The sequence below is a fragment of the Bacillus oleivorans genome (assembly GCF_900207585.1).
Classification (GTDB): Bacteria; Bacillota; Bacilli; order Bacillales; family JC228; genus Bacillus_BF; species Bacillus_BF oleivorans.
This window is the reverse complement of sequence record NZ_OAOP01000001.1, coordinates 433,105-457,411: the sequence shown is the minus strand read 5'-3', so window position 1 is coordinate 457,411 and position 24,307 is coordinate 433,105. Positions and strand designations below refer to the sequence as shown.

The 24,307-nt window shown below is 37.3% G+C and carries 23 protein-coding genes; 3 read left to right on the top strand and 20 right to left on the bottom strand.

All coding sequences use genetic code 11. From position 1 onward, the window contains the following. Nucleotides 1-190: 190 nt before the first annotated feature. The 8 genes from CRO56_RS02185 to CRO56_RS02150 all read right to left on the bottom strand — a co-directional run bounded on the left by CRO56_RS02185 (nucleotide 191) and on the right by CRO56_RS02150 (nucleotide 9,736). Nucleotides 191-3,208, bottom strand: a complete 3,018-nt coding sequence (locus CRO56_RS02185; RefSeq protein WP_097156948.1) for a hypothetical protein — start codon at nucleotides 3,206-3,208, stop codon at nucleotides 191-193. Nucleotides 3,209-3,241: 33 nt separating this feature from the next. After that, nucleotides 3,242-4,078, bottom strand: a complete 837-nt coding sequence (locus CRO56_RS02180) for a carbohydrate ABC transporter permease (protein ID WP_245855544.1) — start codon at nucleotides 4,076-4,078, stop codon at nucleotides 3,242-3,244. 16 nt (nucleotides 4,079-4,094) lie between these two features. Further along, nucleotides 4,095-5,012, bottom strand: coding sequence for a carbohydrate ABC transporter permease (locus CRO56_RS02175; protein ID WP_097156947.1), 918 nt, complete (start codon nucleotides 5,010-5,012; stop codon nucleotides 4,095-4,097). Between the two features lie 63 nt (nucleotides 5,013-5,075). Further along, complete coding sequence (locus tag CRO56_RS02170) at nucleotides 5,076-6,383, bottom strand: ABC transporter substrate-binding protein (RefSeq protein WP_097156946.1); 1,308 nt, start codon at nucleotides 6,381-6,383, stop codon at nucleotides 5,076-5,078. Nucleotides 6,384-6,403: 20 nt separating this feature from the next. Next, nucleotides 6,404-7,147 (bottom strand): sugar isomerase domain-containing protein, encoded by a 744-nt coding sequence (locus CRO56_RS02165; RefSeq protein WP_097156945.1) that lies wholly within the window; start codon nucleotides 7,145-7,147, stop codon nucleotides 6,404-6,406. Next, a complete protein-coding gene (locus tag CRO56_RS02160) occupies nucleotides 7,131-8,123 on the bottom strand; it encodes an N-acetylglucosamine kinase (RefSeq protein WP_097156944.1) in 993 nt (330 codons plus the stop codon). The genes CRO56_RS02165 and CRO56_RS02160 overlap by 17 nt, the downstream gene beginning before the upstream one ends. A gap of 31 nt (nucleotides 8,124-8,154) precedes the next feature. Then, the gene (locus CRO56_RS02155; RefSeq protein ID WP_097156943.1) at nucleotides 8,155-8,826 is read right to left on the bottom strand and encodes an N-acetylmannosamine-6-phosphate 2-epimerase; all 672 of its coding nucleotides are present in this window, start codon (nucleotides 8,824-8,826) and stop codon (nucleotides 8,155-8,157) included. 25 nt (nucleotides 8,827-8,851) lie between these two features. Beyond that, the gene (locus tag CRO56_RS02150; protein WP_097156942.1) at nucleotides 8,852-9,736 is read right to left on the bottom strand and encodes a MurR/RpiR family transcriptional regulator; all 885 of its coding nucleotides are present in this window, start codon (nucleotides 9,734-9,736) and stop codon (nucleotides 8,852-8,854) included. 339 nt (nucleotides 9,737-10,075) lie between these two features. Here CRO56_RS02150 and CRO56_RS02145 point away from each other — a divergent pair, with 339 nt between their 5' ends. Beyond that, entirely contained in the window at nucleotides 10,076-10,912 is an 837-nt protein-coding gene (locus CRO56_RS02145; RefSeq protein ID WP_097156941.1) for a transporter substrate-binding domain-containing protein, read from the top strand. A 142-nt stretch (nucleotides 10,913-11,054) separates the two neighbouring features. On the opposite strand, the gene CRO56_RS02140 is transcribed toward CRO56_RS02145, so the two are convergent. Both CRO56_RS02140 and CRO56_RS02135 read right to left on the bottom strand, forming a co-directional pair. Further along, nucleotides 11,055-11,669 carry a hypothetical protein gene (locus tag CRO56_RS02140; protein ID WP_097156940.1) on the bottom strand — a complete coding sequence of 205 codons (615 nt, stop codon included), beginning with the start codon at nucleotides 11,667-11,669 and terminating at the stop codon, nucleotides 11,055-11,057. Nucleotides 11,670-11,999: 330 nt separating this feature from the next. Next, nucleotides 12,000-12,215 carry a helix-turn-helix transcriptional regulator gene (locus CRO56_RS02135; RefSeq protein ID WP_097156939.1) on the bottom strand — a complete coding sequence of 72 codons (216 nt, stop codon included), beginning with the start codon at nucleotides 12,213-12,215 and terminating at the stop codon, nucleotides 12,000-12,002. Between the two features lie 170 nt (nucleotides 12,216-12,385). Between CRO56_RS02135 and CRO56_RS02130 the strand changes: the two genes are divergently transcribed. After that, nucleotides 12,386-12,718 carry a helix-turn-helix domain-containing protein gene (locus CRO56_RS02130; protein WP_097156938.1) on the top strand — a complete coding sequence of 111 codons (333 nt, stop codon included), beginning with the start codon at nucleotides 12,386-12,388 and terminating at the stop codon, nucleotides 12,716-12,718. Nucleotides 12,719-12,894: 176 nt separating this feature from the next. Here the strand turns inward: CRO56_RS02130 and CRO56_RS02125 are convergent, their stop codons facing one another. After that, on the bottom strand, nucleotides 12,895-13,368 hold the full coding sequence (locus CRO56_RS02125; RefSeq protein WP_142305175.1) for a competence protein ComK: 474 nt from the start codon (nucleotides 13,366-13,368) through the stop codon (nucleotides 12,895-12,897). A gap of 327 nt (nucleotides 13,369-13,695) precedes the next feature. On the opposite strand from CRO56_RS02125, the gene CRO56_RS02120 reads away from it, so the two are divergent. Continuing rightward, complete coding sequence (locus tag CRO56_RS02120) at nucleotides 13,696-14,196, top strand: sigma-70 family RNA polymerase sigma factor (RefSeq protein ID WP_097156936.1); 501 nt, start codon at nucleotides 13,696-13,698, stop codon at nucleotides 14,194-14,196. Nucleotides 14,197-14,458: 262 nt separating this feature from the next. Here the strand turns inward: CRO56_RS02120 and CRO56_RS02115 are convergent, their stop codons facing one another. The 9 genes from CRO56_RS02115 to CRO56_RS02075 form a co-directional block, all read right to left on the bottom strand. After that, complete coding sequence (locus tag CRO56_RS02115) at nucleotides 14,459-15,658, bottom strand: benzoate/H(+) symporter BenE family transporter (protein WP_097156935.1); 1,200 nt, start codon at nucleotides 15,656-15,658, stop codon at nucleotides 14,459-14,461. Nucleotides 15,659-15,707: 49 nt separating this feature from the next. Next, nucleotides 15,708-16,991: a TRAP transporter large permease gene (locus CRO56_RS02110; RefSeq protein WP_097156934.1), complete on the bottom strand. Its 1,284-nt coding sequence runs from the start codon at nucleotides 16,989-16,991 to the stop codon at nucleotides 15,708-15,710. Beyond that, nucleotides 16,988-17,494: a TRAP transporter small permease gene (locus CRO56_RS02105; RefSeq protein ID WP_097156933.1), complete on the bottom strand. Its 507-nt coding sequence runs from the start codon at nucleotides 17,492-17,494 to the stop codon at nucleotides 16,988-16,990. The genes CRO56_RS02110 and CRO56_RS02105 overlap by 4 nt, the downstream gene beginning before the upstream one ends. 64 nt (nucleotides 17,495-17,558) lie before the next feature. Further along, the gene (locus CRO56_RS02100) at nucleotides 17,559-18,554 is read right to left on the bottom strand and encodes a TRAP transporter substrate-binding protein (RefSeq protein ID WP_097156932.1); all 996 of its coding nucleotides are present in this window, start codon (nucleotides 18,552-18,554) and stop codon (nucleotides 17,559-17,561) included. Nucleotides 18,555-18,605: 51 nt separating this feature from the next. Beyond that, nucleotides 18,606-19,514: a hydroxymethylglutaryl-CoA lyase gene (locus CRO56_RS02095; RefSeq protein WP_218839644.1), complete on the bottom strand. Its 909-nt coding sequence runs from the start codon at nucleotides 19,512-19,514 to the stop codon at nucleotides 18,606-18,608. Between the two features lie 18 nt (nucleotides 19,515-19,532). Then, nucleotides 19,533-20,651 (bottom strand): iron-containing alcohol dehydrogenase, encoded by a 1,119-nt coding sequence (locus tag CRO56_RS02090; RefSeq protein WP_097156930.1) that lies wholly within the window; start codon nucleotides 20,649-20,651, stop codon nucleotides 19,533-19,535. Nucleotides 20,652-20,669: 18 nt separating this feature from the next. Next, nucleotides 20,670-22,058: an aldehyde dehydrogenase family protein gene (locus CRO56_RS02085; RefSeq protein WP_218839643.1), complete on the bottom strand. Its 1,389-nt coding sequence runs from the start codon at nucleotides 22,056-22,058 to the stop codon at nucleotides 20,670-20,672. 44 nt (nucleotides 22,059-22,102) lie between these two features. Then, nucleotides 22,103-23,077: a D-2-hydroxyacid dehydrogenase gene (locus tag CRO56_RS02080; RefSeq protein WP_097156928.1), complete on the bottom strand. Its 975-nt coding sequence runs from the start codon at nucleotides 23,075-23,077 to the stop codon at nucleotides 22,103-22,105. Then, nucleotides 23,074-24,249 (bottom strand): glycerate kinase family protein, encoded by a 1,176-nt coding sequence (locus tag CRO56_RS02075; protein WP_097156927.1) that lies wholly within the window; start codon nucleotides 24,247-24,249, stop codon nucleotides 23,074-23,076. Before CRO56_RS02075 ends, CRO56_RS02080 begins: the two co-directional genes overlap by 4 nt. Nucleotides 24,250-24,307 lie beyond the last annotated feature (58 nt).

Below are 24,307 nucleotides of genomic sequence, written 5' to 3'. Positions count from 1 at the left end.
AAAAACTGACATTAATTTTCCGTTTCTAGCAATAACAATGTCACCACCTTCTAACTTTCCACCGCCAGATCAACGAAATGCAACAACACGGAACCGGTCTCCTAATACAAAAATGGTGAAACCTAAATAAGGCCTCACCATTCCAATTTGTTATTTATAACCTTCTTTTTCCCCAATGTAATACAGGACTCTATTGATCAGAAACATTATCAATTACGAATCTTGTGCTTTCAGATGTAAACGGTATTTGGTAGCCGTTTTTATCAATAGCTGTTACAGTGATTTCATATTCTGATCCTCGGTTTAATTTTTTGATGGAGTCAATCCATTTTCCATTTGGTAATACGTTTACTTCTAAAACCCCGCTTTGTGAACCAAAGCGTTCATACCAAGAAATTCTCACTCTTCCTGCACCTGCAGCCTCACCTTTAACCGTAACACTAACACTATTTAATTGGGAGTTAATTTCTGGTTTTTCTATAGTTAATGATGTGTTTGTAGGGATATTTTTCGCTAGATTTGCTGCTAGCATTAGGTATCCTGCCTGTTCTACAGTTAGGTCCTCTAGAATTCTACCATCATTCAATGCATCAATTAGCCTTTCAAGATAAGCATCAACTCTTGCTTTGTCACCCATTAGTGAGGCTGTGTAGACAACTGTTGCCTGTTCAGCGGAAATTTCAGAGTCATTAGACCAGTTTGGAAATTGTGCGTTGTATAAGTCATACAATTGTTTGGCTCTGTCGCTGTCTGATGCTACTGCCCCCGTATAGATTGCTGTTAGTTGTTCAGAAACATCAGCTTCCGATGTTAGTTCAGGAATTTCCTTTTCATTTGATTGATTGAGAGATAAATAATAATATCCCTCTTGGGCATTCCAAAGTTGATTTTCGATTCCTGTTTCAAGCTGGTTTGTAAAGCTTGAAAAATAGCTGGCAGGGCCTGCGGAGTTAAAATAATTCTCAAATAACCAAACACTATCTTTCATTCCTTTGAGAGTGACTACATTATCTTCGAATCTCTTCTCCGTATGACCTGGATATCTCCACATTAACCCATCACTATCCTGGGTACTCATTATTCCTATTCCACCCGTCATAATGTCTAAATAATATTGAGTAGTTAAAAAATGATTTTCTTTTTCATAGTACTTTTTTAAAAGGGATATAAATGTTGCATTCATTACACTAGAGCTTTCGTAACTATTTGATGTTTTCCACTCACCGGTTTGAATATCCTTATAATAATCGTAATGTGTTCCGTATACTCCGAGTTGATCGCCCCAGTTCCAATTTGTCATATACCAATCCACATATTTTTGTACATTTGGAATCGTTTCTTCCCGCAATAATAGACCTAATGCTGCAATATTGGATGAGGCAGCTTTTATTTCGGAATTCTGTTGATTCCATGTAATGGCTCCATTCTCTGATTGACGATCCACTATCCATGATGACAATTGATCCATAACATCATCATATAAAGTTAATGCTTGATTGGATATTGGAATGATTAGGTCCTCAGTCCTCACAACATTGTTTCCATGTTTTACAAAAGCCCAGACTGTTATGTCATTCATACCCGGCTTAATTCCATTTACTACTAAAATTCCATCTTCACTAATTTCGACAACATCAGGTTGATCAGTATTGTAAGTAATTACAGCATTCTCCAAGTTAACATCTGAGCCATCATTGTAATGGGCAATTATCTTTAATTCCGTCGACTCATCTCGGTGAAGAACTGACTTAGCTGATTTTATATAAGCATCTTTAATGATGTTTCCATCGTCCCCTACTTTGATCTCAACTTCATGTTGTCCTGCAAAGATCACATTATTAAAGATATCCTCAGCTTGAATCTTTAGCGAATACTTACCATTAAGTAAACCTTCTAATAAAATGGACCAATTTCCATTAGACACATTAGTAGTAAATAAAGTTTTTTCTGATGTTAGTTCGTGCGTAAACTCTAGGCTTACCTGATGGATTCCTGCTGCAGTTCCATTCACAGTATAAGGCATTTCGGAAAGAATGGATTGATCAGTCAGGTTCGATATTTCGAAACTTTTCGGATCATTCGGGAGTTCCATTGCTATCGATGCAGTTAGCATGGTAACGCCACTTTCCATGACATACCAAGGCCAAGGATGATTTTCATCTATATAGGTGGTTTTTACAGATTCTAAAAATTGATCAACGCGTATTTTATCTCCCATTATTGCCGCCGTATAGGCAATGAGTGCCCACGGAAATGCATCACTTTTTTCCAATACTGGCCAACCTGGATGATATTCATTAAATGTATTATAAATACTTAATGCTTCCTCACTTTTTGGGTCTATAACTCCGGTCCAAATCGGGAATAATTGTGCAGTAGCATCTGCATAGAAAGTATTCCAGTCTGGATTTAGTAAAGTCCCATCTCCCGTTTTTCCGTGAGAGTACATATTTTTTTCAGAGAGCCATAATCCATTCTGAATTCCTTGATAAACATCCGTTTGATGCTGGTCATATATTGCTGCAGCTTCTGGATCTTTAAAAATTTCATTACAAATCCATACTAAGTCCTTTAAACCTTTATACACTTCCGTATTGTCCATTAAATATTTCACTGGGTAAGAAGGTTTTGCCCAAGTGAGTCCATCCTCTTGCATAGTCGACAACATGGCAGAAGCAACTAGTAAAATGTCTTCTTTATGGTCGATTAAATATTGATGATCACCGGTTACTTCCGCATACTTCCGTAATAGGTTAATGAATGTTGACGCATAGGAATCTGTCGAATCAAAATCATTGGTTGGTGTTTCCGTCTGTCTATCCGTTTCTACTATATAATCATAAACGGATCCGGCTGGAGTAGAGTCTGTCTCCACTCTGTTTAAATGAGCAAAATACCAATCCATATAATCTTTTACAGTGGATGCATATTCCTCTTTTTCTAATAAACCTAAAAGACCCAGATGAGTAAAGTAAGGAACCACTTTATACTTCCCGTCATAATTAGCAATTGGATCACTGTAGGTTGGTATGGCACCGCTTTCAAATTGTAAGCTGCTTATCCATTCTGCTTCATGATTTAAAATTGACTCGTACAAATTAGAATCCTCGTTTTCATTTAAACTCACTGCAAACCCGCTCGTTGGAAAAACTAATGAAGTCATTAAAATACTAATGATTAATAGTTTTATAGACCTTTTAAACTTCATATTCCACCCCTCCGCTTTCTTCCATCTTTCTTTTTACCCTTTGATTGCTCCTGAAGTTATACCTTTAATAAATTGCTTTTGCATTAAGATATAAATCAAAATAACGGGTAGTACCATTATTGTTGAAGCCGCCATGAGAAGTTCATATTGAGTAGTATATTGTCCAACAAAAACAGATAAGCCCATTTGAATCGGCATGAGACTGTTATCTGTAAACACGACAAGTGCAAGCATGAATTCATTCCATACGGATAAAGTATTTAAAATAATAATTGTAGCTATGGCGGGACGTGCAAGAGGCAACATAATTTTATAGTAAATTTGGAATCTATTTGCACCATCCATAATGGCAGCTTCCTCCAACTCTCGTGAAATATCGTCAAAGAAGGATTTTAAAATGAATATGGATACCGGGAGGGAAGTTGCGATTAGAGCTAAAATATAGCCTGTTCTAGTATTTGCTAAACCCAAATTACTCATAACAATGTAAATAGAAATAAACGCGCCTGGTATTGGAATCATCAAAGTTGCCATGAAACTGAGGTAGATGGTTTTTTTTCCAAACATTTCTAGTCTCGATATACCATAAGCAGCTAAAGAGGAAATAATCACAATTCCAATCACGACGGCAACTGTGTAAATGATACTGTTTAGTGTGTATAGATTAAAGCCGCCATCGATCCAAGCGTCTATATAGTTTTTGAAATTAAAGGCATTGTTTGGAATTAAGCCTCTATTCGTAAAGATTTCATTTCTTTCTTTCAGGGAAGTTGATATCATCCAAATTAAAGGAAAAATTGAAACTATCGCCCAAAAAATTAAAAATAAGTGGATACCGCTATTTGTAAAAAAATTCTTCAGTCTTTGCAATGGAATCCCTCCCTTCTTAATCCTTTTGAGAAACTTTTAATTGAATGATAGATAGAATAAAGAGCATGATGCCGAAGATAATGGAGAAGGCACTTGCCAATCCAAAATCAGAGTTCGTAAACGCTTCTCTATATATCCGAAGAGCAGGAACCTCTGTTTCGTACCCAGGACCGCCCATTGTCATCGAATACACTTGATTGAAGATACCTAAAGCTCCTAGAATCGTAAGAATGTTTACTAATGTATAGACCCGTTTTAGTGATGGAACCGTTATATAGATTAGCTTGTGAAAGCGATTGGCTCCATCAATTTCTGCCGCTTCATATAGGTCTTTCGGGATCCCTTGCAATCCAGCCAAGAATAAAATAAAGGAGCCCCCGATCCCTTGCCACATGGAGGTAACAGCTACCGCATATAAAGCCGTATCTGTTGAACCAATCCAAACATGTGTCCATTCTTCCAGACCAATCTTTGTTAAAAATGTATTTAAAATTCCGTTCGATTCATAAATCCACTTCCAAACATAACCCACAACAATCCCTGAGAGGATAGGCGGAACATAATAAATCACCCGGTAAATCTTACTTCCCCTTACTCCGGAGTTCACCGCTATTGAAAGAAGCAGGGCAATGGTATTCATAAAAATCAATGATAATACGGCGAAAATGGCTCCATTTCCTACGGCATGCCACCAATTACTATCTGTTATGGCTTCAATATAATTTTGGAAACCAATGTAGTTAAAATTAATATTGACACCGTTTGCATCTGAAAAACTATATTGAATGGTTCGGATGATTGGAAAGAGAGAAAACGTAAGAAATAGAATGATAGCTGGCAGTACATAAAATAGATTCCAGTACTTCTCATAGCTTTTTTTTCGTTTTCCGGTCTTTACTTCCAGTGGCTTTTCCACCATTTGATTTGGATTCATATACAACCCTCCAGAAAACGGGTTTGTATGAACATACAAACCCGTAATCTTTTTACAACTCTCTTACTCTCCCTTTTCGATCTCTGCAGCTAAATCCTCTAATACCTCTTCTGGCGTTGCTTCACCAATTACAATAAGTTGAATCCCCTTTTGTAAAACAGTGCTGGCATTTGGATTTTTATAGACACCTGGAGATTCAAAAACATGCTCCATCCCTAATGAAAAATTACGTAAGGCAGATGACATACCGTCTTCTGATTGAGCAGCTTCTAGATTCGCAGGTAAATTAAAGCTTTTTTCCGCATATTCCTGCTGCTGCTCCTTCGCTACTAAATACTTCACAAATTCTAATGTTTCTTCTTTGTATTCTGTGTCATTGCTCACTACTAGAGGAACACCGATTCCTCCAGTAATTTTGATATCATATTTGGCATCGGATGGTACTGGTGGCATGAATACATCATAGTTTTTGAATTCTGGATTCATTTGATTAAATACACCAATTCCCCATGAACCATCAAATATCATTGCCACTTCGCCATTGACAAACATTTGCTCAGCAGCTGGTAAATCCATTGTCGCGATACCTTCTGCAAATGCATCATGTTCATACATTTCTTCAAAAAGTTCTAACACTTTAATATAATCAGACCCGATAATTGGCTCTTCCCCTTGTTTTATTTTAAATAATTGTTCTTGGCCTAAATAAGCAAATTCATAAGGGTTTAAAATGGGGTCAATGACCCATGATCCCATACCTGTTGCAAACGGAGTAATGCCCGCTTCATTTAATTTATCAATAGCTTCAATAAATTCATCCCATGTTTTAGGGGCCTCCGAAATACCCGCTTCGGCAAATAAATCTGTATTGTAAATGAATTGCATGTTATTAGCATCCATAGGGACAGCATAGGTTCCATATTTGGTTACTTTATGAGGATTTCCCTCTGCGAAACTAAATGTTTTGACCAATGTATCTGGAAATTTATTAAACAAATCTCCCAATTCACTGCTCAACTCTAGTACACTATCCGTTTCTACTAACTGAGCCAAATCCCCAGCCCCACCAGAATAGGTCATTAAATCAGGTAATGAATCCGTTTGTGCTGCGGCAATAATCTTTTGTTTAAATCCATCTCCACCGAAAAGTTGAACGTCCACTTTTGTCCCTGTCTCAGTTTCAAAGTCCTCAGCAAATCCCTTTAATAGTTCATGACGGTCATTTAAATAATGCCAGAATACAATTTCTGCATTCTCACCATTGTCTTCTTCCTGATTCGCATCTTCCGAATTACAACCTGCAACAAACAATAACACGAATGATAACCCAAGAATGATTCTGAACCAATGGTTTTTTTGCTTACCAAACACATTAAAAACCCCCTTAAATTTTAATAAGTTATATTTCGCTTTTCGTATTTCTTAATCATGTTTTTGTTATGTTCATCACCACCGTCTACATTCGCACTAATGAAGACAGGAGGAGTTTGATTACTTTCTAAAAATATATTAATAATTTCCACTGTTAGGGATTGTGCAATGAAAGCCCCGACTACAGTGGATGCGGAGCCCGTTTTCAATTCATATTTTGGAATTTCTAAAAGCACATCTCCGTAAGGACAGTGATTATCAATTACAATATCAGCGACTTCATATAATTTCTTACCACTAAAGTGGCGACTCGTTGAATTTTGTGAATGATTTAAGGAGGTGACAGCGATGACTGGAATCCCTCTTTTTTTACATTGCATTGCTAACTCAACGGATGAACCATTTCTTCCGGAATTAGATACAATAATGAAAGCATCCTCCGGTTGAACATCGTGAATTTCTAATAATCGATTGGCTGTATTCGGATCTCGTTCTAATTCCACTAAGTTAATAGAGTCATTATCTCTGGCTGCAATATCCTCCAGGCCGACAAGCTTCATAGGGGCCAAACCTCCTGCCCTGCCACACATCTCCATCCCAAATGACCTGGAATGTCCTGCTCCAAAAACATGAATAATTCCACCACCTAGTAATCTTTCAGCTAATAGTTTTGCAGTACTTTTAATATTTTCCATCTCATTTTCTTTGACTTCATTGCAAATTTGCAAAATAGAACTAAAAATACCCTCAGCGCTTATGCTCATATTTAATCTCCTCTATTAAAGATTTAATTCTATTAAACTTAATATCTATGTTTAAAAACTCTCCAGCTAAAATGATAGTTCCTATGATGGGCGGGTAAGCTGGTGAACAGATTTGAATAGAACTTCGATATTCTTCAACCTTCTGTTTCATACTAGTTAACACCCATACCTGAGAATTAAAGACTCCACCGGTAGGGTATACTTTGTTGACATCTTCATATATCCCATCATTCTCTAATTGTTTTATAATCGAAACGACTAATTCGCCAAGCTCAGAGCCAGCAGCTTTTAATATATTTTGTGATACAGTATCTCCCAGATTTGCTAACTTCTCTACCAGGACTGATAAATTGGCTACATCACTTTGATCGATGTAATTCCCGTGAATTTTCTTTTTAATTCCCCAGAAAGAATCTTCATTAAATGTGTGAAGTATTTCATCCGCTAATTTAGTAGGGCTGCCTCGATATTCAGTATGTTTAATAGCTTCTTTAATTGCCTGTAATCCAATCCAATAGGCACTGCCTTCATCTCCCAAAATATGGCCATACCCACCGGCAACATATTCTTTATTACCATTGAAGCAATAGGCAATGCTTCCACCACCGGCAATAACAAGGATTCCATCTTTATTTCCGGAGGATGCACCAGCCAGGTTGGCTTTAACATCACCTTCAATGATGAAATGTTCGACATTGATACATTCAAGAATCCAGCTTGCAACTAAACTTTCATGCTCTTTGTGAATACCGCTAATACTAACAAAGGCGAATTTTACCTCTTCAATACGTTGAGTAGTCTGATTTAGCAAATTTTTGATTGATTGCTGAATACCCAACTTTGATTTAAGCTGTCCTTTATCTGTTAACATGTGATCAATAGAAGGACCTTTAGAAAGTATATAAGTCCCGTCCTCATGATTATAAAGGCAGGATTTTGTTGATGTTTGACCAGCATCAATACCAAGTATGAACATAATTTCACCCCCTTAGCTTTAAACGTTTATACTATATAGCTCGAACAAATCGTTTTGTAATTTCCCAAGGGGCTGTAATGGACGTTCCAATTACCACGCTGTGAGCTCCTCTATCATTAATAGCCTCATTTACCTCCTCTGGTTTTGAAAATCTCCCTTCTCCGAATACCGGTATCTTTACTTTTTTCACAATACTTTCTATTAAATCTAAATCCGGACCATCCGTCTTTGTTGTATATGGCGTATATCCAGCCATGGTAGTGGCTACTATATCAGCTCCACATTTTTCAGCCCGAATAGCTTCTTCAAGATTAGAAATATCAGCCATTACGGGGATACCTAACTTTGTTTTTATTTGATGTATTAATTCGTGTAATTCCTCTAAATTGGGTCTTGCCTCATAACTTGCATCTATGGCAATAATGTCTGATCCAGCATCTGCTAACTTTTTTGCACTTTGAAAATCTGGCGTAATAACTGTTACCCCTCTTTTATCTGGCAATTTATAGATACCAATGACCGGTAAAGGAACATTTTTTTTGATTTCAAGAATATCCTTTTCCCCATTTGCCCTAATTCCACCGGCTCCCCCGTTGTATGCGCTTTCAGCCATAGCACAAATTAATCTGGGATCACCATAAAAAGGTGTCCCAGGCCAAGCTTGGCAAGAAACAATTAACTTCTTTTTCAATGAATCAATCATTTTACAAACTCCCTTTTCTAATTTTTTAATACAATTTATCCAAAATGGATTCTGTCGTTTTCCATAAATTCTTCTGAAAATCTGGGGACTGACTGTTTAGCTTCATCGTTAGAATGATTGTGAGAAGTTCAATGACATAAAGAATGGATGTCTTACTTTTAAAGCTTTCTACTTCTTTGATATTTGTTAACTTTCTATTCACACAAACCAAAGCTATATCCGATACTTCAGTAATTGGAGATTTCCCATGACCAGTAATACAAATGGTTTTAACCCCCGAATTTTGTATTGATTCAAGAATATTTACTATATCTCTTGTACTTCCTTGCTGGGATATACCGATGGCAACATCATTTTCGTTTAAATGAGCTGCAGCGATCGATTGTAAATGGCTATCAATTTGTGCATCAACTGTTAATCCTAGACCCATTAGTTTAATTTTTAATAATAATGCCATTGGTCCTGATTCACCGACTCCAAAAATGACAATCTTATTAGCCGATGCAATTAAATCTGCAGCCTGTTTTATGGAATATTCATCAAGACTTAAAGAAGCGTCACGTACACTATTGGAACATATTTGTGCAAACTTTTGAGGAAAGCTTAAATCTTCATGATTTTCATTCGTAGAATCCTCTCGCTCCAAATCTCGAGCTAAGCGAATTTTCAGGTCTTGGAATCCTCTTAGTCCAATGGAACGACAAAATCTAGTTACCGTTGATTGAGCGATCTCCAACTCTTCTGAAACTAAAGTGACAGTATTATAAATAATTTTTTCTGGTGAATTTAAGATAAGGTCGGCAATTCTTTTCTCCGTAATACTTAATCCACCGTAACTACTTTGAATTAAAGAATAGACTGATAAACTATCTAACTCTGTTTTGTTTTGACCATTTTTAGTCTCTTTCATATTTACCATCCTGTTTGTTTTTGTTTATTCAGAATTATATATCTATTCAGATAATTTTCGCAAGAAATTTTTTTCGACTTTTTGTTTTTTTATAAAATTTTTTTCGAAACCATTATACAGTTCTCCCTTTCTGTATTTTCATCCTTGCAGGTCTCCTTTGCGGTAACCCTTCAATTCAGTTCTATTTACCTTAGTAAACACTATTTTTGTGATTTAAATAAGATTTAAGTACTATTTCAGCATTTGAAACGAAAGGCATGTTGACTAGACTATTAATACTTCTTAGACTTTAATTATCTAAATTATCTGATAAATAGAGAAAAAGGAAGGGAGATTTGAATGAATAAAAAGCTATTAAAACTAGTTTTGGTTTTGAGTATCGTATTTAGCGGAATGTTTGCGTATTCAGCATTTGCTTCTGACAAAGGTAACAATCACTCTTCGGATCGTAAAGTAGAAAAGAAATTTGATTCTCGCTTGGACAAAATACTTAAACAAGGCTACATTCGTGTCGGCACCACTGGGGACTATAAACCCTTTACCTACTTTAATCCCGAAACACAACAATATGAAGGGTATGATATTGAAGCTGCCAAACTATTAGCAAATGAATTAGGGGTAGAGGTCAAATTTATTAAGACGAGCTGGCCCAAGTTAATGGAAGATTTACTTGCGGATAAATTCGATATTGCCATGGGTGGAATTACGAGGAGAATGAACAGACAAGTTCAAGCCCAATTTTCAGATGGATATATTCCATTTGGAAAATCACCTCTCATACGTGCGGAAGATAAAGATAAATTTACGAGTTTACAAGCTATTGACCAGTCTGATGTGAAAATTGGCGTAAACCCAGGCGGCACCAACGAGGAATTTGTAAGGAAAAATATAAAAAACGCCGAAATCATTGTTTTTAATAACAATCTCGAAATCCCAGAAAAAGTTTCCAGTGGTGAAGTAGATGTGATGATCACGGATAGCATCGAGGCCATTTATTATGCGAAAAACAATGAAACCCTTTATGCTGCATTAACGGATAATCCTTGGGATAAAAGTCAATTTGGCTATTTAATGCAACATGGCGATGCAAAATTCACCAATACGGTTAACTTTTGGATGGAAGAAATGGAGCTTAAAGGGGAATTCAGCAAACTGAGAGAGGAATGGATTTATTAAGCTGTACAATAATTTTAGGTGCCTGACCCTTACTATATTAAGGCGTTAAAGCAGTGAGATCAGATCCCTTTTTTTATTGGACATTAGTGGAACAGAGGGACGGTTCTTGCGTTTCATGAAACGCAAGAACCGTCCCTCTGTTTCAATAAGTCTTGGGGCGTCGTAAACGATTTTCAAATCGATTTCCTTCCCGAATTTCTCCCGATCGCTCTTCTTCAAACAACAGTTGCGGATAAACGATATCCAGTGAATAGTTTCGCTCACCGGTCTGGGCATCGATTGCTTTGTAAATCAGCTTGCCATTCTTCTCGTTACTGTAAATATAATATGGTTTGTAAAGTTTCAAAAAATCGACTGGACTGCAAGACGGCATGCGTTTATCCCTAAAAATTAGGTTGTCAGTCAAAAAATCATTTGCCAGTAATATCGATTTGACTAAAGGAATCGAACATCTGACCAGCTTATTGTTCTCTACCTCCACCTGATCCAAAATCGGAAGACCTTTTGTGAAGCTGGCATCGCCAGTAAAGCCATCAACCACAATGAACATCGATTCCACCCTGTCAGTAAATGAAAGATGATAGTGAATCACCCAATAAGGATAATAAATAGATTCAGACTGCTTAAAGGGCGATGTGGACACCTCTTTTTTTCTGAATACGCTTAGTAAAGTATCGATTAGACCGGTATGGTCTCTTCGAACAATCTCCAAACTTTCAGCGGTAGAGATCGTCGAATTTGTACAAGATATGATCATTTTCGCTTCCCTCTTTTTGCACCTGCTCCTGCTTTCAGCAGCACAAGTCTATTTTTTATGGTTTGCAGCATGTTTTAAAATCCGTTCATTCTGTTACGAAGCTGTAATTTTTCTATAAATTCATGGCCCCGCTCGATGACTTTCATCATAATCCTTTTCCTAACCCAGTAATTGGATTGCCTCCGGTTATGAGTTTCTTTTCTTCTTTTTCAAACAACCTGCACTTCATATATTTCGTATTTACGAAACGTTTTACGACGACGCACTATCAACTTTGTTTCGGGATGTGTTATCTTAAATGAAGTTTTTTGGGAAAACTTATATTGGTTCTCATTTCTTCGATTTGTATAATGTGTAGTTAAAAAGTATATGAATGGGTTCATCTAATACGATTGCTATTTCCTTTAATAGTTCAACATGGATTTTGCGTCTTCCTAATTCGTAACCATTATAGGTTTGGACTGGTATTTTCAACTGGGCTGCTACCTGTTTTTGAGTAATCCCTTTTGACAAACGGATCAAACGAACCGTATCATTTACTTTCATTTTCTATACCCTCCTTATATACGAATTGAAGAATACCTATAAACCAATACTAAATATACGATTCGTTTATGTCAATACAAAAATATACTTTTTGTTTAATGCTTTTTATTCATATTGAAGAATATAGTACAATTTGAAGAAGTAAGTGACGTTTGGGAGGACAATGAATCATGGCTACTTTAGGAGATAGAATTCGCGGATTAAGGGAAAGAGACAATCTTACTCAAAAAGCCTTGGCTGAAAAATTAAACATTCCTCACCAAAATTTATCGAATTACGAAAGAGGATTTCGGCAACCGGACTATGGAACCTTAATCAAAATTGCAGATTTCTTTAAAGTATCGACTGATTTCCTTTTAAAAGGAGAAGACTTTAACAAGCTAGCCGAGCCAATACCTAAATATGCAAACGATAACTACGAGTCTAAAATGTCGAAAGAAAAAGCGCTGGATGCATTGGAATGGCTTTTGCAATATGAAAAGGGGAAATTACGGGATAAATAACATTAAACAAATTTGTCACGTCCCAAGTGGTATATATCACTTAGGACGTTTTTTGTGTCATTTCAAAATGGACATTGAACTTCCGCTTCTACTCCTAAGAACCGTTCCTATGTTTCATCAAACGTTTGTTTAAACAGTTATGTATGAGATTACTTCCAGCAACGGCGAATCTGCCTTCACACGATCCCTTTGGAGGGCGAGAAATAAGTGGTCACGTTAGCTGTTCGTTCCCATTGTTTATGTAAGGAATAGATGGAGCAATCGACCTTTAATCGATAACCGTTTTTGAATAATACGCAGGGTGTGCTGACTTCTATAAAGAAGGCTTTAATATGGTGGTGGAACAACCAGATACAGTCGTAGTCGTGGGGTGATTTAGTTGGCATTGCAAAAATCGAATCTTGCGGACAGATCATAAGAGGTGTTTTGTTAAAGTAATGGAGTGCGGTCCGGACTGCCTTGATTCTCCCGTCATAGCTGCATGCTCTGACAAGACAAGCATCATCTAGTATTTTTAACTTTGAATGGGGATGACTGAACCTGTTGCCAAACAGATCTAGAATAATAGTTTGATTCATTCCATCATTTGCTGGCAGGAGAGCCATCGTACTGCGCGTAATAAAGTTTTCTACTTTTTTCAAACAACACACACCTTCCCCTTCCTCTAATTTGGAATCATATCCCTTAATAGGTATTTTTTACTATACCTATTTCTACTGTAACCTACTTCCTAAAAAATTCCAATAGTTATTTCTAATTTTTTCTAAATTTTTAAGAAATTAGGACTCTATCAAATTGATTGATACTTCAAATTTCTCTCAGAGAAAATCATATTTCACTTGGGGAAAATTTATATTTCATGATCAATTCCCCTTAAAATCTCACATTCCTGCTTTTGTCTCATCCCCTTCCCCTTAGTATGGTAAAGCTACCTAGGAATTCAAGGAAAGGTGCACTCTTTTCGAAAGGAATGCAAGTTGGAGGAATTTGAACAGCTGAAAAAACAATTTGAACCGATGATTCATAAAATCATCCAATCACTGAACATCTATAAAAATCAGTCTGAATTCTACCAAACAGGTCTAATCGCACTTTGGGAAGCACAGGAAAGGTTTGATCCAGAAAAAGGGCATTTTGTTTCATTCGCTTATACGTATATAAGGGGAAGGATGTTAACGGAAATGAAGAGGTCCAGTCGATTAGAGCATCGGAATGTTTATCCGAAGGAAGAATTCTGGGAGATGATTCAAGATGATGATGCAGATCCGATGCTCAATGCAAACGAGTTTATTCTATCTTTGGTTGAAGGGTGTCATTTAACGGGGCAACAAAAGAAGTGGGTTATGTATACCTGTGTTCACATGCTATCGGTTTCAGAAATTGCTGAGATTGAAGGTGTTTCGGTTTCCGCGGTGAAGCAGTGGCGGAAAGGAGCGAAGGAAAAGCTGAAGGATAGTTTAATAGAGATTATTGATTAGAGAGTATAAAGTTTAAACCTAGCAAACTAATTAAAAGCCTTCTCGACCTATACTTTTATTACTCAAAGTGAAAACTCCTTTGTAGAAGACTTGTTTGTTAAGGGAACAAAACAAGGTCAACAACTTCTACAATAGGAGTTTTTTTCTTGTGTGTAAATACAAATTATTGAAAATATGGAATTACTTTAAGAGTCATGCATGGCCAGTGAGCCTGACCACCGGCGCGTAACGCATAAACGTGCTGGGGGGACTGGTCCCTTTGTTAGGCCCCTTCTTTTTGTTGTTTTCCCTCTTCAACTTTCTTTTCCTCTAAACTATTTTCTCCACCCTCTTTTAAGATTCTAGATGTTAGTATCCCCACTATTAATGCACAGACGGCTGGTGAGATTTGGAAAACTGTTATTCCTGAAAGTGCTACAATAAATGTAAAAATGGAAGAAAAGTAATAGTTTTGGTTGCCAAAAGTTGAATAGAGACTATTGCCTAATATTCCTAATAACGAAAAACCAGCAATTATTGTCAGGAAGGAGCCTGGCAATATTTGAATAAATGGAATGGTAAACCAAGCAAACAGCCCAAAAAGGGCTATTAATAGACTTGCAATAATTGCAGCCCAGTACCTTTCTTTTTTGGGTCCTGCTTCAGGACTAGAGCATAATGCAGTGGTCATGCCTCCAGGACCGGCTGCATGCCCGCCAAAGAAACCAGCTATACTCGTGGCTATTCCTGATGTAACGACGGTTCTCGAAACAGGTGGAGAATATCCATTCTTCTTTAATGCGGTCATTGCTACTGCTGTTTCATTACTCAGGATTAAAAACGCAATCGGAATAGATAATGAAATAACCCCAACTATTGAAAATTCCGGGGCTACTACTTGTGGAATCACAAAACTTACCCCGTCCATCTCTATTGGCCGATGTAAAATAAATAAGGCTACTGACCCAAACAGTAATGCACCTAAAAATCTAGGGACCTTTTTAAAGATAATCTGAGATATGAGGAATCCCACTACTGTCATCATTCCCACTATTGGCAGATCCTTAATGGCAGGAATGACTTTAACGATGTAGTTAGCAAGTATTCCAGCCATCATGGCATCAATGATTGCTGTAGGTAAGAGTTTGATCAACCTGTCAAATAAACCCGTTAAACCGATAATCACAATAATTAAACCGGCTATTAAATAGCTTCCTGCTAATTCAGGCAATGAGTAATTCATAGCCGATGTACTTAAGAAAACAATTGTGGCTAAAGAATGAGCACCGATTATTGGTATTTTATAAACTACTGTAAGGAATAGACTAGCTATCCCGCCTAATAGATAAATAGAAAACATCCAAGAAACCAGCTCTATTTGACTGAATCCAGCCGAAATAGCTGTATCAATAACAAAGACTGCAGCCCCTGTACAGGCCAAAATAGCAGCTGTTATACCGGTAAAAACATTTTGGGTGTTCACATTTTTGCTTCCTTCCTTTAGCTTATAAGCTTATAAAATTAAGCAAATTCTATAATTCGCCTAAAAGATTCGGCAAGAAGAAAGTAATTTCAGGAATAAAGGTAATCAACAATACGACAACGAGCAAAGCAATAAAGAAAGGTACTATTCTTTTACTGATATCTTCAATGGTTGAACCACTTATACCTGAAGCTACTACAACGTTCAAGGCCATAGGCGGTGTCAGCATCCCAATGGATGTATTTACAACAATAATAATCCCTAACACAAGTGGATCTAGTTCAATTGCAGCTGCTATTGGTAATAAAATTGGAGTTACGAGCAAAATGATTGCATTTGTTTCCAAAAAAACTCCAAAAATAAGCAACAATAAGTTGATAGCTAGTAGAATAATAACGGCATTGTCTGAGATGCCTAAAATCATTTGAGCAAGAGTGTCGGGGATTCGTTCTGCAGTCAGGAGCCATGAAAACGCACTAGATGTGGCAATAACAAAAAATACAATGGCGGTAGCTTGACCAGAACTCAAGATTATTTGATACAAATCTTTAATTTTGATTTCACGATATACAAATAGTGTGACAATGAGGGCGTACACACAAGCAACCGCTGCAGCCTCGGTTGGTGTAAAAATACCTCCATAAATTCCTCCCAATACGATAACGGGCATTAATAGAGCTAAAATAGCATCCTTAAATGAGATCCATAATTCTTTTAAAGACAATCTACCCTTTGGTAAGTTCTCTTTTTTTGCTTTATACATAATAATGAAGCACAAAGCCATCACCATTAGTAAGGCGGGAATAAAACCAGCTAAGAATAAAGCACCTATAGAGACTCCACTGATAACCCCATATGTAATCATAGGAACGCTTGGCGGCACTACCACCCCTAATGTACCTGCTGAAGCAATTAAAGCACTTGCATATTCTCTTGGATATTTTTCCTTAACCATTGAAGGAATCATAATTTTTCCGATGGCAGCAACCGTTGCAGCATTTGATCCGGATATTGCCCCAAAAAATCCTGAAGAAAATACTGCAATAATCCCGAGTCCACCAGGCAGGGCACCAACTAGACTTTTTGCAAAATTAATGAGCCGGCTGGATATTCCTCCGGTTTGCATAATTGAACCGGCAAGCATAAAAAATGGAATAGCCATAAATGGAAAGGAATCGACCGATGTAAACATTCGTTGTGGAATGACAGTCATTGGGAGACTTAAGTCACTTCCAATGACGGCAAAGAAAGTGGCAAGTCCTAAACTAACAGCAATCGGAACATTCAGTAATAATAGTACAGCAAGACTTACAAATAAAATGGCTGCTGTCATAATTCGACCTCCTCTCTTTCCTGTGTTGAATAATCATTAAATTTTATAGAGGATGTTGCCATTTGTACCGTTCTTATAATAATCATAATAGAGCCGAACAAAATAGCGCTGTACACCAACCAGATTGGTATACCTAAAGCAGGAGAAAGCTGTGTATTTTGCATCTGATTGCTTACAAGAATAGAAGTATAATAAGTAATTAAACCACCAAATAGAATAATAAATGCAGCACGTACAAAGAACAGGAATTTTTGTACAGCAGTCGGAAATTTATTAACAAAAAAAGATAAACCTAAATGTACATTTTTCTTAAAACCAAGTCCTATCCCTGCGAATGCTAGCCAAATCATCAAATATCTTGCTGCTTCTTCTGCCCAAGTTAAGGAACCAATTTCAAAATATCGGAAAATTGTTCCAGCAAAAACAAATAAAAGCATTAGTGGAAAGGTAATAATTAAGATATACTCTTCCAAACGATCTAAGCGGCTAAATAAACCTTTCACTTTTAATACACCTCCAATAGGGGTACAGGGGAATTAATAATAATTCCCCTGTCTACAATTCTAATTATTTTACATTTTGAATTTGATCGATTAGATCTCCATATTCATCTCTATACATTTCCCAAACTGGTTCGGAAGCCTTTTGGAATGCCTCAAGATCAACCTCATTTACCTTCATGCCTTCCGCTTCAAGCGTTTCTAGATATTCTGCATCTTTATCTGCTAATAATTGACGCTCATAATCTCTGGCTTCATCAGCAGCTTTTTGAACAGCCTCTTGCATTTCTGGTGAAAGTTTTTTCCAAGTATGTTCAGAAATGATAACATGGGCTGGGCCATAGAAATGCCCGGTTAATGAGAGGTATTCCTGCGCCTCATAAAATTTATTTGTTGCAATGAGGGCTAATGGATTCTCCTGAGCATCTACCGTTTTTTGTTGAAGTGCAGTAAATAATTCGCCGAAGGCCATTGTTGTTACGTTGGCACCCCAAGTTTTAAAAGAGTCAACATAAATACTATTCTCTGGAACTCGTATCTTAACACCCTTAAGGTCTTCAGGAGTCACTATAGGTTTTGAACTATTGGTTACATGTCTAAATCCGTTCTCCCAATAAGAAAGTAGTCTTAAATCAATTGAAGGGAGATCCTTAGCTAATTCTTGACCAATTTCCCCATCAAGCACTTTATAAGCATGCTCTTTATCTCTAAAAATATAAGGTAAATCTAGTACACCCATCTTAGGTTCAAATGTACTAATGGTACCTGGAGCAATAGCGATATCGACTGTTCCCAACTGTAATCCTTCAGTAAGGTCACGCTCACTCCCTAATTGGGAACTATGAAAGATCTCAACTTTTACTGGTTGTGGGGCATTTTCTTCTAATATTTCTTTAAATTTTTCTGCAGCTAAGTTATATGGATGATCTGGTGCAAGAACATGGCCGAACTTTAGAACAATTTCCTCATCACCATTACCGCCTGCTTCTGAACCTCCACAGGCACCCAAAACCAGCACCATACTAGCCGTTATGATTAAAAGTAGTAGTTTTTTTAGTTTCATATTAATTCCTCCCTCACCCCTGCTGCGGGGGTGTAAATGTGATGTTTAATTTTATTGAGTAGACACTTTAGTTTTGTCGATAAATATTTGATGCCCGCTGTATATTCCGCTGGTAACATTCCCCTTCAAATAGGTTGCAGTTTCTAGTAGAGTATCGAAATTTACTCCTGTATCGTAGCCCATTTTATTTAACATATAGACAAAATCCTCTGTAGATGTATTTCCTGATGCCCCGGGAGCAAATGGACAGCCTCCTAGTCCTCCTATCGCGGTTTGAACCTTCGTGATTCCACATTGAATTGCTGTAAATGAATTGATCATTCCCATATTTCTTGTATCATGGATGTGAATTTGGAACTCGCAATCAGGGTATGTTTTTAATACAGTTCCAACAACCTCTTTTATTAGTTCTGGATGCGCCAGCCCTACTGTGTCACATAAATTAAAGGTGCGAATACCCAAGTCATATCCTCTTTGTAAAAAGGCCATAACTTCCTCAAGCGACATTTCCCCCTCAAATGGACAGCCAAAAGTTGTCGCGACATCTAAAGTGACTTTTATCTCAGGATAAAGTTGAACGATTTGATCCAATTCCTCAAAAGACTCATCATGAGTTCTTTTAACATTTTTGGTGTTATGAGTTTTACTAACCGAAATAACGTAAGCAAGCTCTTTTAGTCCACTTTCAACAGCTGCCTTAGCACCATAAAGGTTTGGTACCAGAGCAAATAAGCGGAGGTCCGGATACCTAACTAAGCAAGCCGCTGTTACGTCCTTAGCATCTTTCATTTGAGGAATGGCTTTGGGACTGACGAAGGACGTAATTTGTATACTTTTAATGCCTGATTTAACAATTCCTTCAATAACCTTAAGTTTCACATCTGTTGGAATGAATTCGGGAACATTCTGAAACCCATCCCTTGGTCCAACTTCAACGATTTCAACTTTTTTTTGGGACACTTTCTTACCTCCCATTTCTTAGTAGACGACACGATAAATATCAATTAAGTCTTCTTTTGTTAGAGGGACAAAGTTGTTAATTAATAATCTTTGTTGACTTTCGATTACCTTATCAACATAGCTCTCGATATCTTCCTCTTTTACCCCGTACTCTCTTAATTTCTTTTTAGGGATTAGCTTACTGACTAAATCTTCTAATGCATGGAAGGAACCTCGAATATCGGTATCTATGTCCAATGTTTTATTTATAATCTCAGCAAGTTCTAGTAACTTACCAGTCGGAGATTTTTCAGCATATTTATTGAATACACCGGACAAAAATCTCGCATTTGATTCACCATGAGGTACATGATGAACACTTCCAAAGTGCATGGCAAATGCATGAACCGCCCCGCATACTGTATTTGAGAGAGCTATGCCTGCGAAGGTACTAGCCCTTAGGAATTCCCCGATAAAATCAAATCTTTTGTCAAGTCCGTCTTCAACAAGGACTTTATATCTGGAGAGAATAATTTCTATAGCTGATTTACAAAAGACATCATTGTATGGATTTCCCGTTGGAGCGACAAAAATTTCCATGGCATGAATTAATGCATCCACAGAACTGTAGGTGAAAACTTTCTCCGGAATACTGTCTAGTAACTCCTCAATGAGTACGGCCGCATCGGCAAAGTTTTCTTCTATTCTCTTTCCAATCTTAGTCTTTCTTTTTGTTATATCTACTACTGATACACATGTGACTTCACAGCCTGTTCCACATGTTGTAGGGATCAAGATTAGCTCTTTATCTCTAACCAAAGGTATCTGATCTTCAAAAATCTCCTCAGTAGATGAAGCATCCTTTATACAAAGAAGCTTGGAAATATCTAAAATAGTTCCTCCTCCGATACCAATGATTCTTTTAATCTCTTTCCCATAAATGTCATGGATGATTTTGTCAATTATAATGTCACTTGGCTCGCCAAGACCGTAATCATCTTGGAAAAGAAATTGGCAATCTAGTTTTCCTTTTAAATACTTTTCATACAAAAACTTTTCTGTGAAGACATAATCATCTGCTGAGATATTAAATTGAGCCACAAACTCATCGACTGTTTTTAATTCATAAATTACGGGTCTAAGCTGGAAGCGATACATCCTTAGTTCCTCCTCCCATTAAACGTTCACAGTAGCTAGTAAATCACCGAAAATTTCTTCCTCGGAAGCTGGTTGCCGATCAATCGGTTCTGCTACCCAGGTTGTATTCATGTAATGCTTCTGTGTTACATTTTCTGATACGATGTTACCGCCCCAAGTTCCACAGCCTAATGAGAAGGTATTAGCTAAACCATTGAACCACGCACCACTATTAGCAGCACCATGCGGCTGTCTTACTATTACTTTTGTTGTTTTTGTATTTAAGGCAAGTTGCATAATATGTTCTTGATTATTTGAATGGATTCCGCATGAATGACCAAATCCAGAGTAGGAAGTTATGCGATTAACCATATCGATAGCCTCATCAAATTCACTATATTTATAGACTGTTAGAACTAAAGACATTTTCTCTCCCGAAAACGGATAGTCTTTCCCTACTCCTGTTTCTTTCACCATTAAGAATGCAGTATTGTCCGGTATATTGATTCCTGCAAGATTTGCAATTCTATCAACAGGTTTTGCTACTATATCTCTAGATAAATGACCATCTTCCCACATTACCTCTTGAAGTCTTGCTTTTTCTTCTGGAGAAGCAAGGTATCCCCCTTGTAGTTGAAGAAGTTCAAGCATTTCATCGTAAACGCTTTCATGAATAACGAGTGAATTCTCTGCAGAGCATCCAGAAGCATTGTCTCCGGTTTTGCCAATTCGTATCTTAGCGGCTGTCTCGGCAAGATCTGCTGTCTCGTCAATTACAACTACTGCATTTCCGGCACCTACACCGTACGCAGGTTTACCAGAACTGTATGCTGCTTTCACCATGTCTCCACTTCCGGTTGCCATTGTAAGATCAGCTTGCCTCATCAATTCTTGCGATAAATCCTTTGATGGCTGATCTATACATATAAATAAATCCTTAGGTGCACCATTTTTCTCTAAAATTTCTCTCATGATATCTACAACTTTCATTGATGTCTTTTTACTTGCAGGATGCGGTGCAAAAATAACTGCATTTCTTGCTCGAAGACCCAAGACTCCTTTAAATATAGGCGTTGCTTCTGGGTTCGTGCTTGGAACGAGAGCAGCTATAACACCTATAGGTTTGGCAATTTTGGTAATGCCCATTTCAGGATCTCGGTCAATCACTCCTACCGTTTTTACATCTTTAACTTGGTAAAAAATAGCCGGCATTTTATTCATTAACTTTGCCTTTTTAGACTCTACATTTCCTATATCCGTTTCGGCCACACATTCCTCGGCAATCTCTCTTGCAAGTTCAGGTCTTGAAAAGGTATACACAATTGCGGCAGCGAGTTCATCCACTTTTCTTTGAGAAAAACCTTCTGCGATTTTTTGTGCAGCTCTTGATCTTTCTATTAATTCACGAATTGTATGTTCAGTACTCAACACTTTCACTCCTCTTTATATTTAATTCTTTTGTAAAACCATATTTAAAATCTAATAACATTTACCGGTTCTTTATTTAAGAAGCTTTCGAGGTTTGTTAAAGCAATATCCATTAACCTTTTTCTAGCTTCTTTTGAAGCCCATGAAATATGTGGTGTTACAATACTGTTCCTCGCTGTCAGTAATGGATTATCATTATTAATAGGTTCTATTGCTACTACATCTAATGCTGCTCCAGCAATTCTACCCTTATTTAAGGCAACAGCTAAGGCAACTTCGTCAATTAATGGCCCTCTAGCGGTATTTATAATCATCACGGTCTCTTTCATTTTTGAAATCGTATTTGAATTTATAATCTCTTTTGTTTCTTCTGTTAATGGGCAGTGAAGGCTAATAACATCCGATTCCTGAAATAGTCGATCTAGTTTTACGTATTTAACAGATTCATTTTCTAGTAAACTATTTTTGGATCGGTTAAATGCTAAAACTTTCATGCCAAAAGCTTGTGCAATCTTTCCTACAGCTTGACCAATTCTCCCGTATCCAATGATACCAATCGTTTTCCCTGATAATTCTACAAGCGGATAATTCCAGAAACACCAGTCTAATGATTTACTCCAGGCACCCCTTTTCACTTCCTCATGATGAGTACCAACCCGATTACAAAGCTCTAGTAGTAATGCAAAAGTCATTTGTGCTACTGTCTGGGTGCCATAATTAGGGATGTTGGTAACTACTATGCCATTTTCCATTGCAGCTTTTATATCTACTACATTGTAGCCAGTTGCCAACACTCCTATATATTTCAAATTAGAAACATGATCAAGTATATTTTTAGTAATAGGAGTCTTATTAGTAAAAACGATTTCTGAATCACCGATATTTTTAAGAATCTTGAATTCTTCATCTTTGTTAAAAGTTGTACGGTCATAAACGGTTAGTTGTCCATACTTCTCAAAGCCTTCCCAGGTTAGATCGCCAGGATTGGTGGTATAACCATCAAGCACTACCATTTTCATGCCAGTTCGTGTTCCTTTCTATGTATACCAATGAATTGGGTATCAGACTTAATCGTTATTACTCTCATTACGGTTTCTGCCGCTTGTTCAATTAGAATCTGAGCGTTTTCCATTGCCTCTTGTAAGGTCATGGGTTTTGTTATAATATCTTGAATGGCAGTTAAACCATGAGCATAAACTTCAGCTGCACCATCTCCAATACTTCCTACAATCGCAATAACCGGCACATTTCTCTTTGCTGCCCTTTTTGCTACACCAACTGGAACCTTTCCAAATACAGATTGGTGATCAATCCTGCCTTCACCTGTAAAAACTAAATCAGCATTTTCTAAATGGCCGTCAATGCAGATTAAATCCAAGATTTTTTCAACACCTGCATGGAGTTCAACATTACAAAATGCAATTAAACCTGCACCTAACCCTCCAGCTGCACCTGAACCTGGAATTTGAAGAACATCCTTTCCAAGCTTCTCATTTATTACCTTTGCAAAATGTTTTAAATTTGCGTCCAATTGTTTTATCATTTCAGTAGTTGCTCCCTTTTGTGGGCCATATACATAGGAGGCTCCTTTTTCTCCACACAAAGGGTTGGTTACATCTGACATTACAATAATTTCTGTCCGAGTTATTCTTTGATCCAATTTACTAATATCGATATCAGCTATCCGCGACAGTTCTCCGCCACCATAGCCGATTTCTGCCCCGTCTCGATCCTTAAACGAGACGCCTAACGATTGGGCCATCCCAACACCGCCATCATTGGTAGCGCTTCCACCTATGCCTAAAAAAATTTTTTTGCAGCCCTTATCCATAGCTGCCTTAATGAGTTGGCCTGTACCATACGTAGTCGCTTTTAATGGATCCAGTTCATCTTCTTTTAATAGAGGTAATCCTGAAGCAGATGCCATTTCAATTACTGCAATATTACCTTCCAGAATTCCGAACCTTGCCTCGACCTTTTTACCTAACGGACCAATGACTTCCACAGTTTCATAGGTACCTCCTGTGCCCAGAACCAAAGCATCTACGGTTCCCTCGCCACCATCAGCAACCGGTAATTTTACAATCTCTACATCTTCTTTAATCTTTCTAATACCTTTTTCAATTGCAGCTGCTACTTCAAGAGTCGAGCAGCTTCCTTTAAACGAGTCAGCAGCAATTATAATTTTCATTGAAAACTCCTCTCGCTACACCTTCTTCCTAACTCTGGAGATTGTTTTACACTTAAAA

Excerpts from the sequence above, each read along its gene's own strand:
- CRO56_RS02090 (WP_097156930.1), bottom strand. The coding sequence starts at position 20,651 with ATGTATCGCTTCCAGCTTAGACCCGTAATTTATGAATTAAAAACAGTC.
- CRO56_RS02075 (WP_097156927.1), bottom strand. The coding sequence starts at position 24,249 with ATGAAAATTATAATTGCTGCTGACTCGTTTAAAGGAAGCTGCTCGACT.
- CRO56_RS02185 (WP_097156948.1), bottom strand. The coding sequence starts at position 3,208 with ATGAAGTTTAAAAGGTCTATAAAACTATTAATCATTAGTATTTTAATG.
- CRO56_RS02140 (WP_097156940.1), bottom strand. The coding sequence starts at position 11,669 with ATGATCATATCTTGTACAAATTCGACGATCTCTACCGCTGAAAGTTTG.
- CRO56_RS02110 (WP_097156934.1), bottom strand. The coding sequence starts at position 16,991 with ATGACAGCAGCCATTTTATTTGTAAGTCTTGCTGTACTATTATTACTG.
- CRO56_RS02155 (WP_097156943.1), bottom strand. The coding sequence starts at position 8,826 with ATGATTGATTCATTGAAAAAGAAGTTAATTGTTTCTTGCCAAGCTTGG.
- CRO56_RS02165 (WP_097156945.1), bottom strand. The coding sequence starts at position 7,147 with ATGAGCATAAGCGCTGAGGGTATTTTTAGTTCTATTTTGCAAATTTGC.
- CRO56_RS02145 (WP_097156941.1), top strand. The coding sequence starts at position 10,076 with ATGAATAAAAAGCTATTAAAACTAGTTTTGGTTTTGAGTATCGTATTT.
- CRO56_RS02130 (WP_097156938.1), top strand. The coding sequence starts at position 12,386 with ATGGCTACTTTAGGAGATAGAATTCGCGGATTAAGGGAAAGAGACAAT.
- CRO56_RS02160 (WP_097156944.1), bottom strand. The coding sequence starts at position 8,123 with ATGTTCATACTTGGTATTGATGCTGGTCAAACATCAACAAAATCCTGC.
- CRO56_RS02100 (WP_097156932.1), bottom strand. The coding sequence starts at position 18,554 with ATGAAACTAAAAAAACTACTACTTTTAATCATAACGGCTAGTATGGTG.
- CRO56_RS02135 (WP_097156939.1), bottom strand. The coding sequence starts at position 12,215 with ATGAAAGTAAATGATACGGTTCGTTTGATCCGTTTGTCAAAAGGGATT.
- CRO56_RS02080 (WP_097156928.1), bottom strand. The coding sequence starts at position 23,077 with ATGAAAATGGTAGTGCTTGATGGTTATACCACCAATCCTGGCGATCTA.
- CRO56_RS02175 (WP_097156947.1), bottom strand. The coding sequence starts at position 5,012 with ATGAATCCAAATCAAATGGTGGAAAAGCCACTGGAAGTAAAGACCGGA.
- CRO56_RS02150 (WP_097156942.1), bottom strand. The coding sequence starts at position 9,736 with ATGAAAGAGACTAAAAATGGTCAAAACAAAACAGAGTTAGATAGTTTA.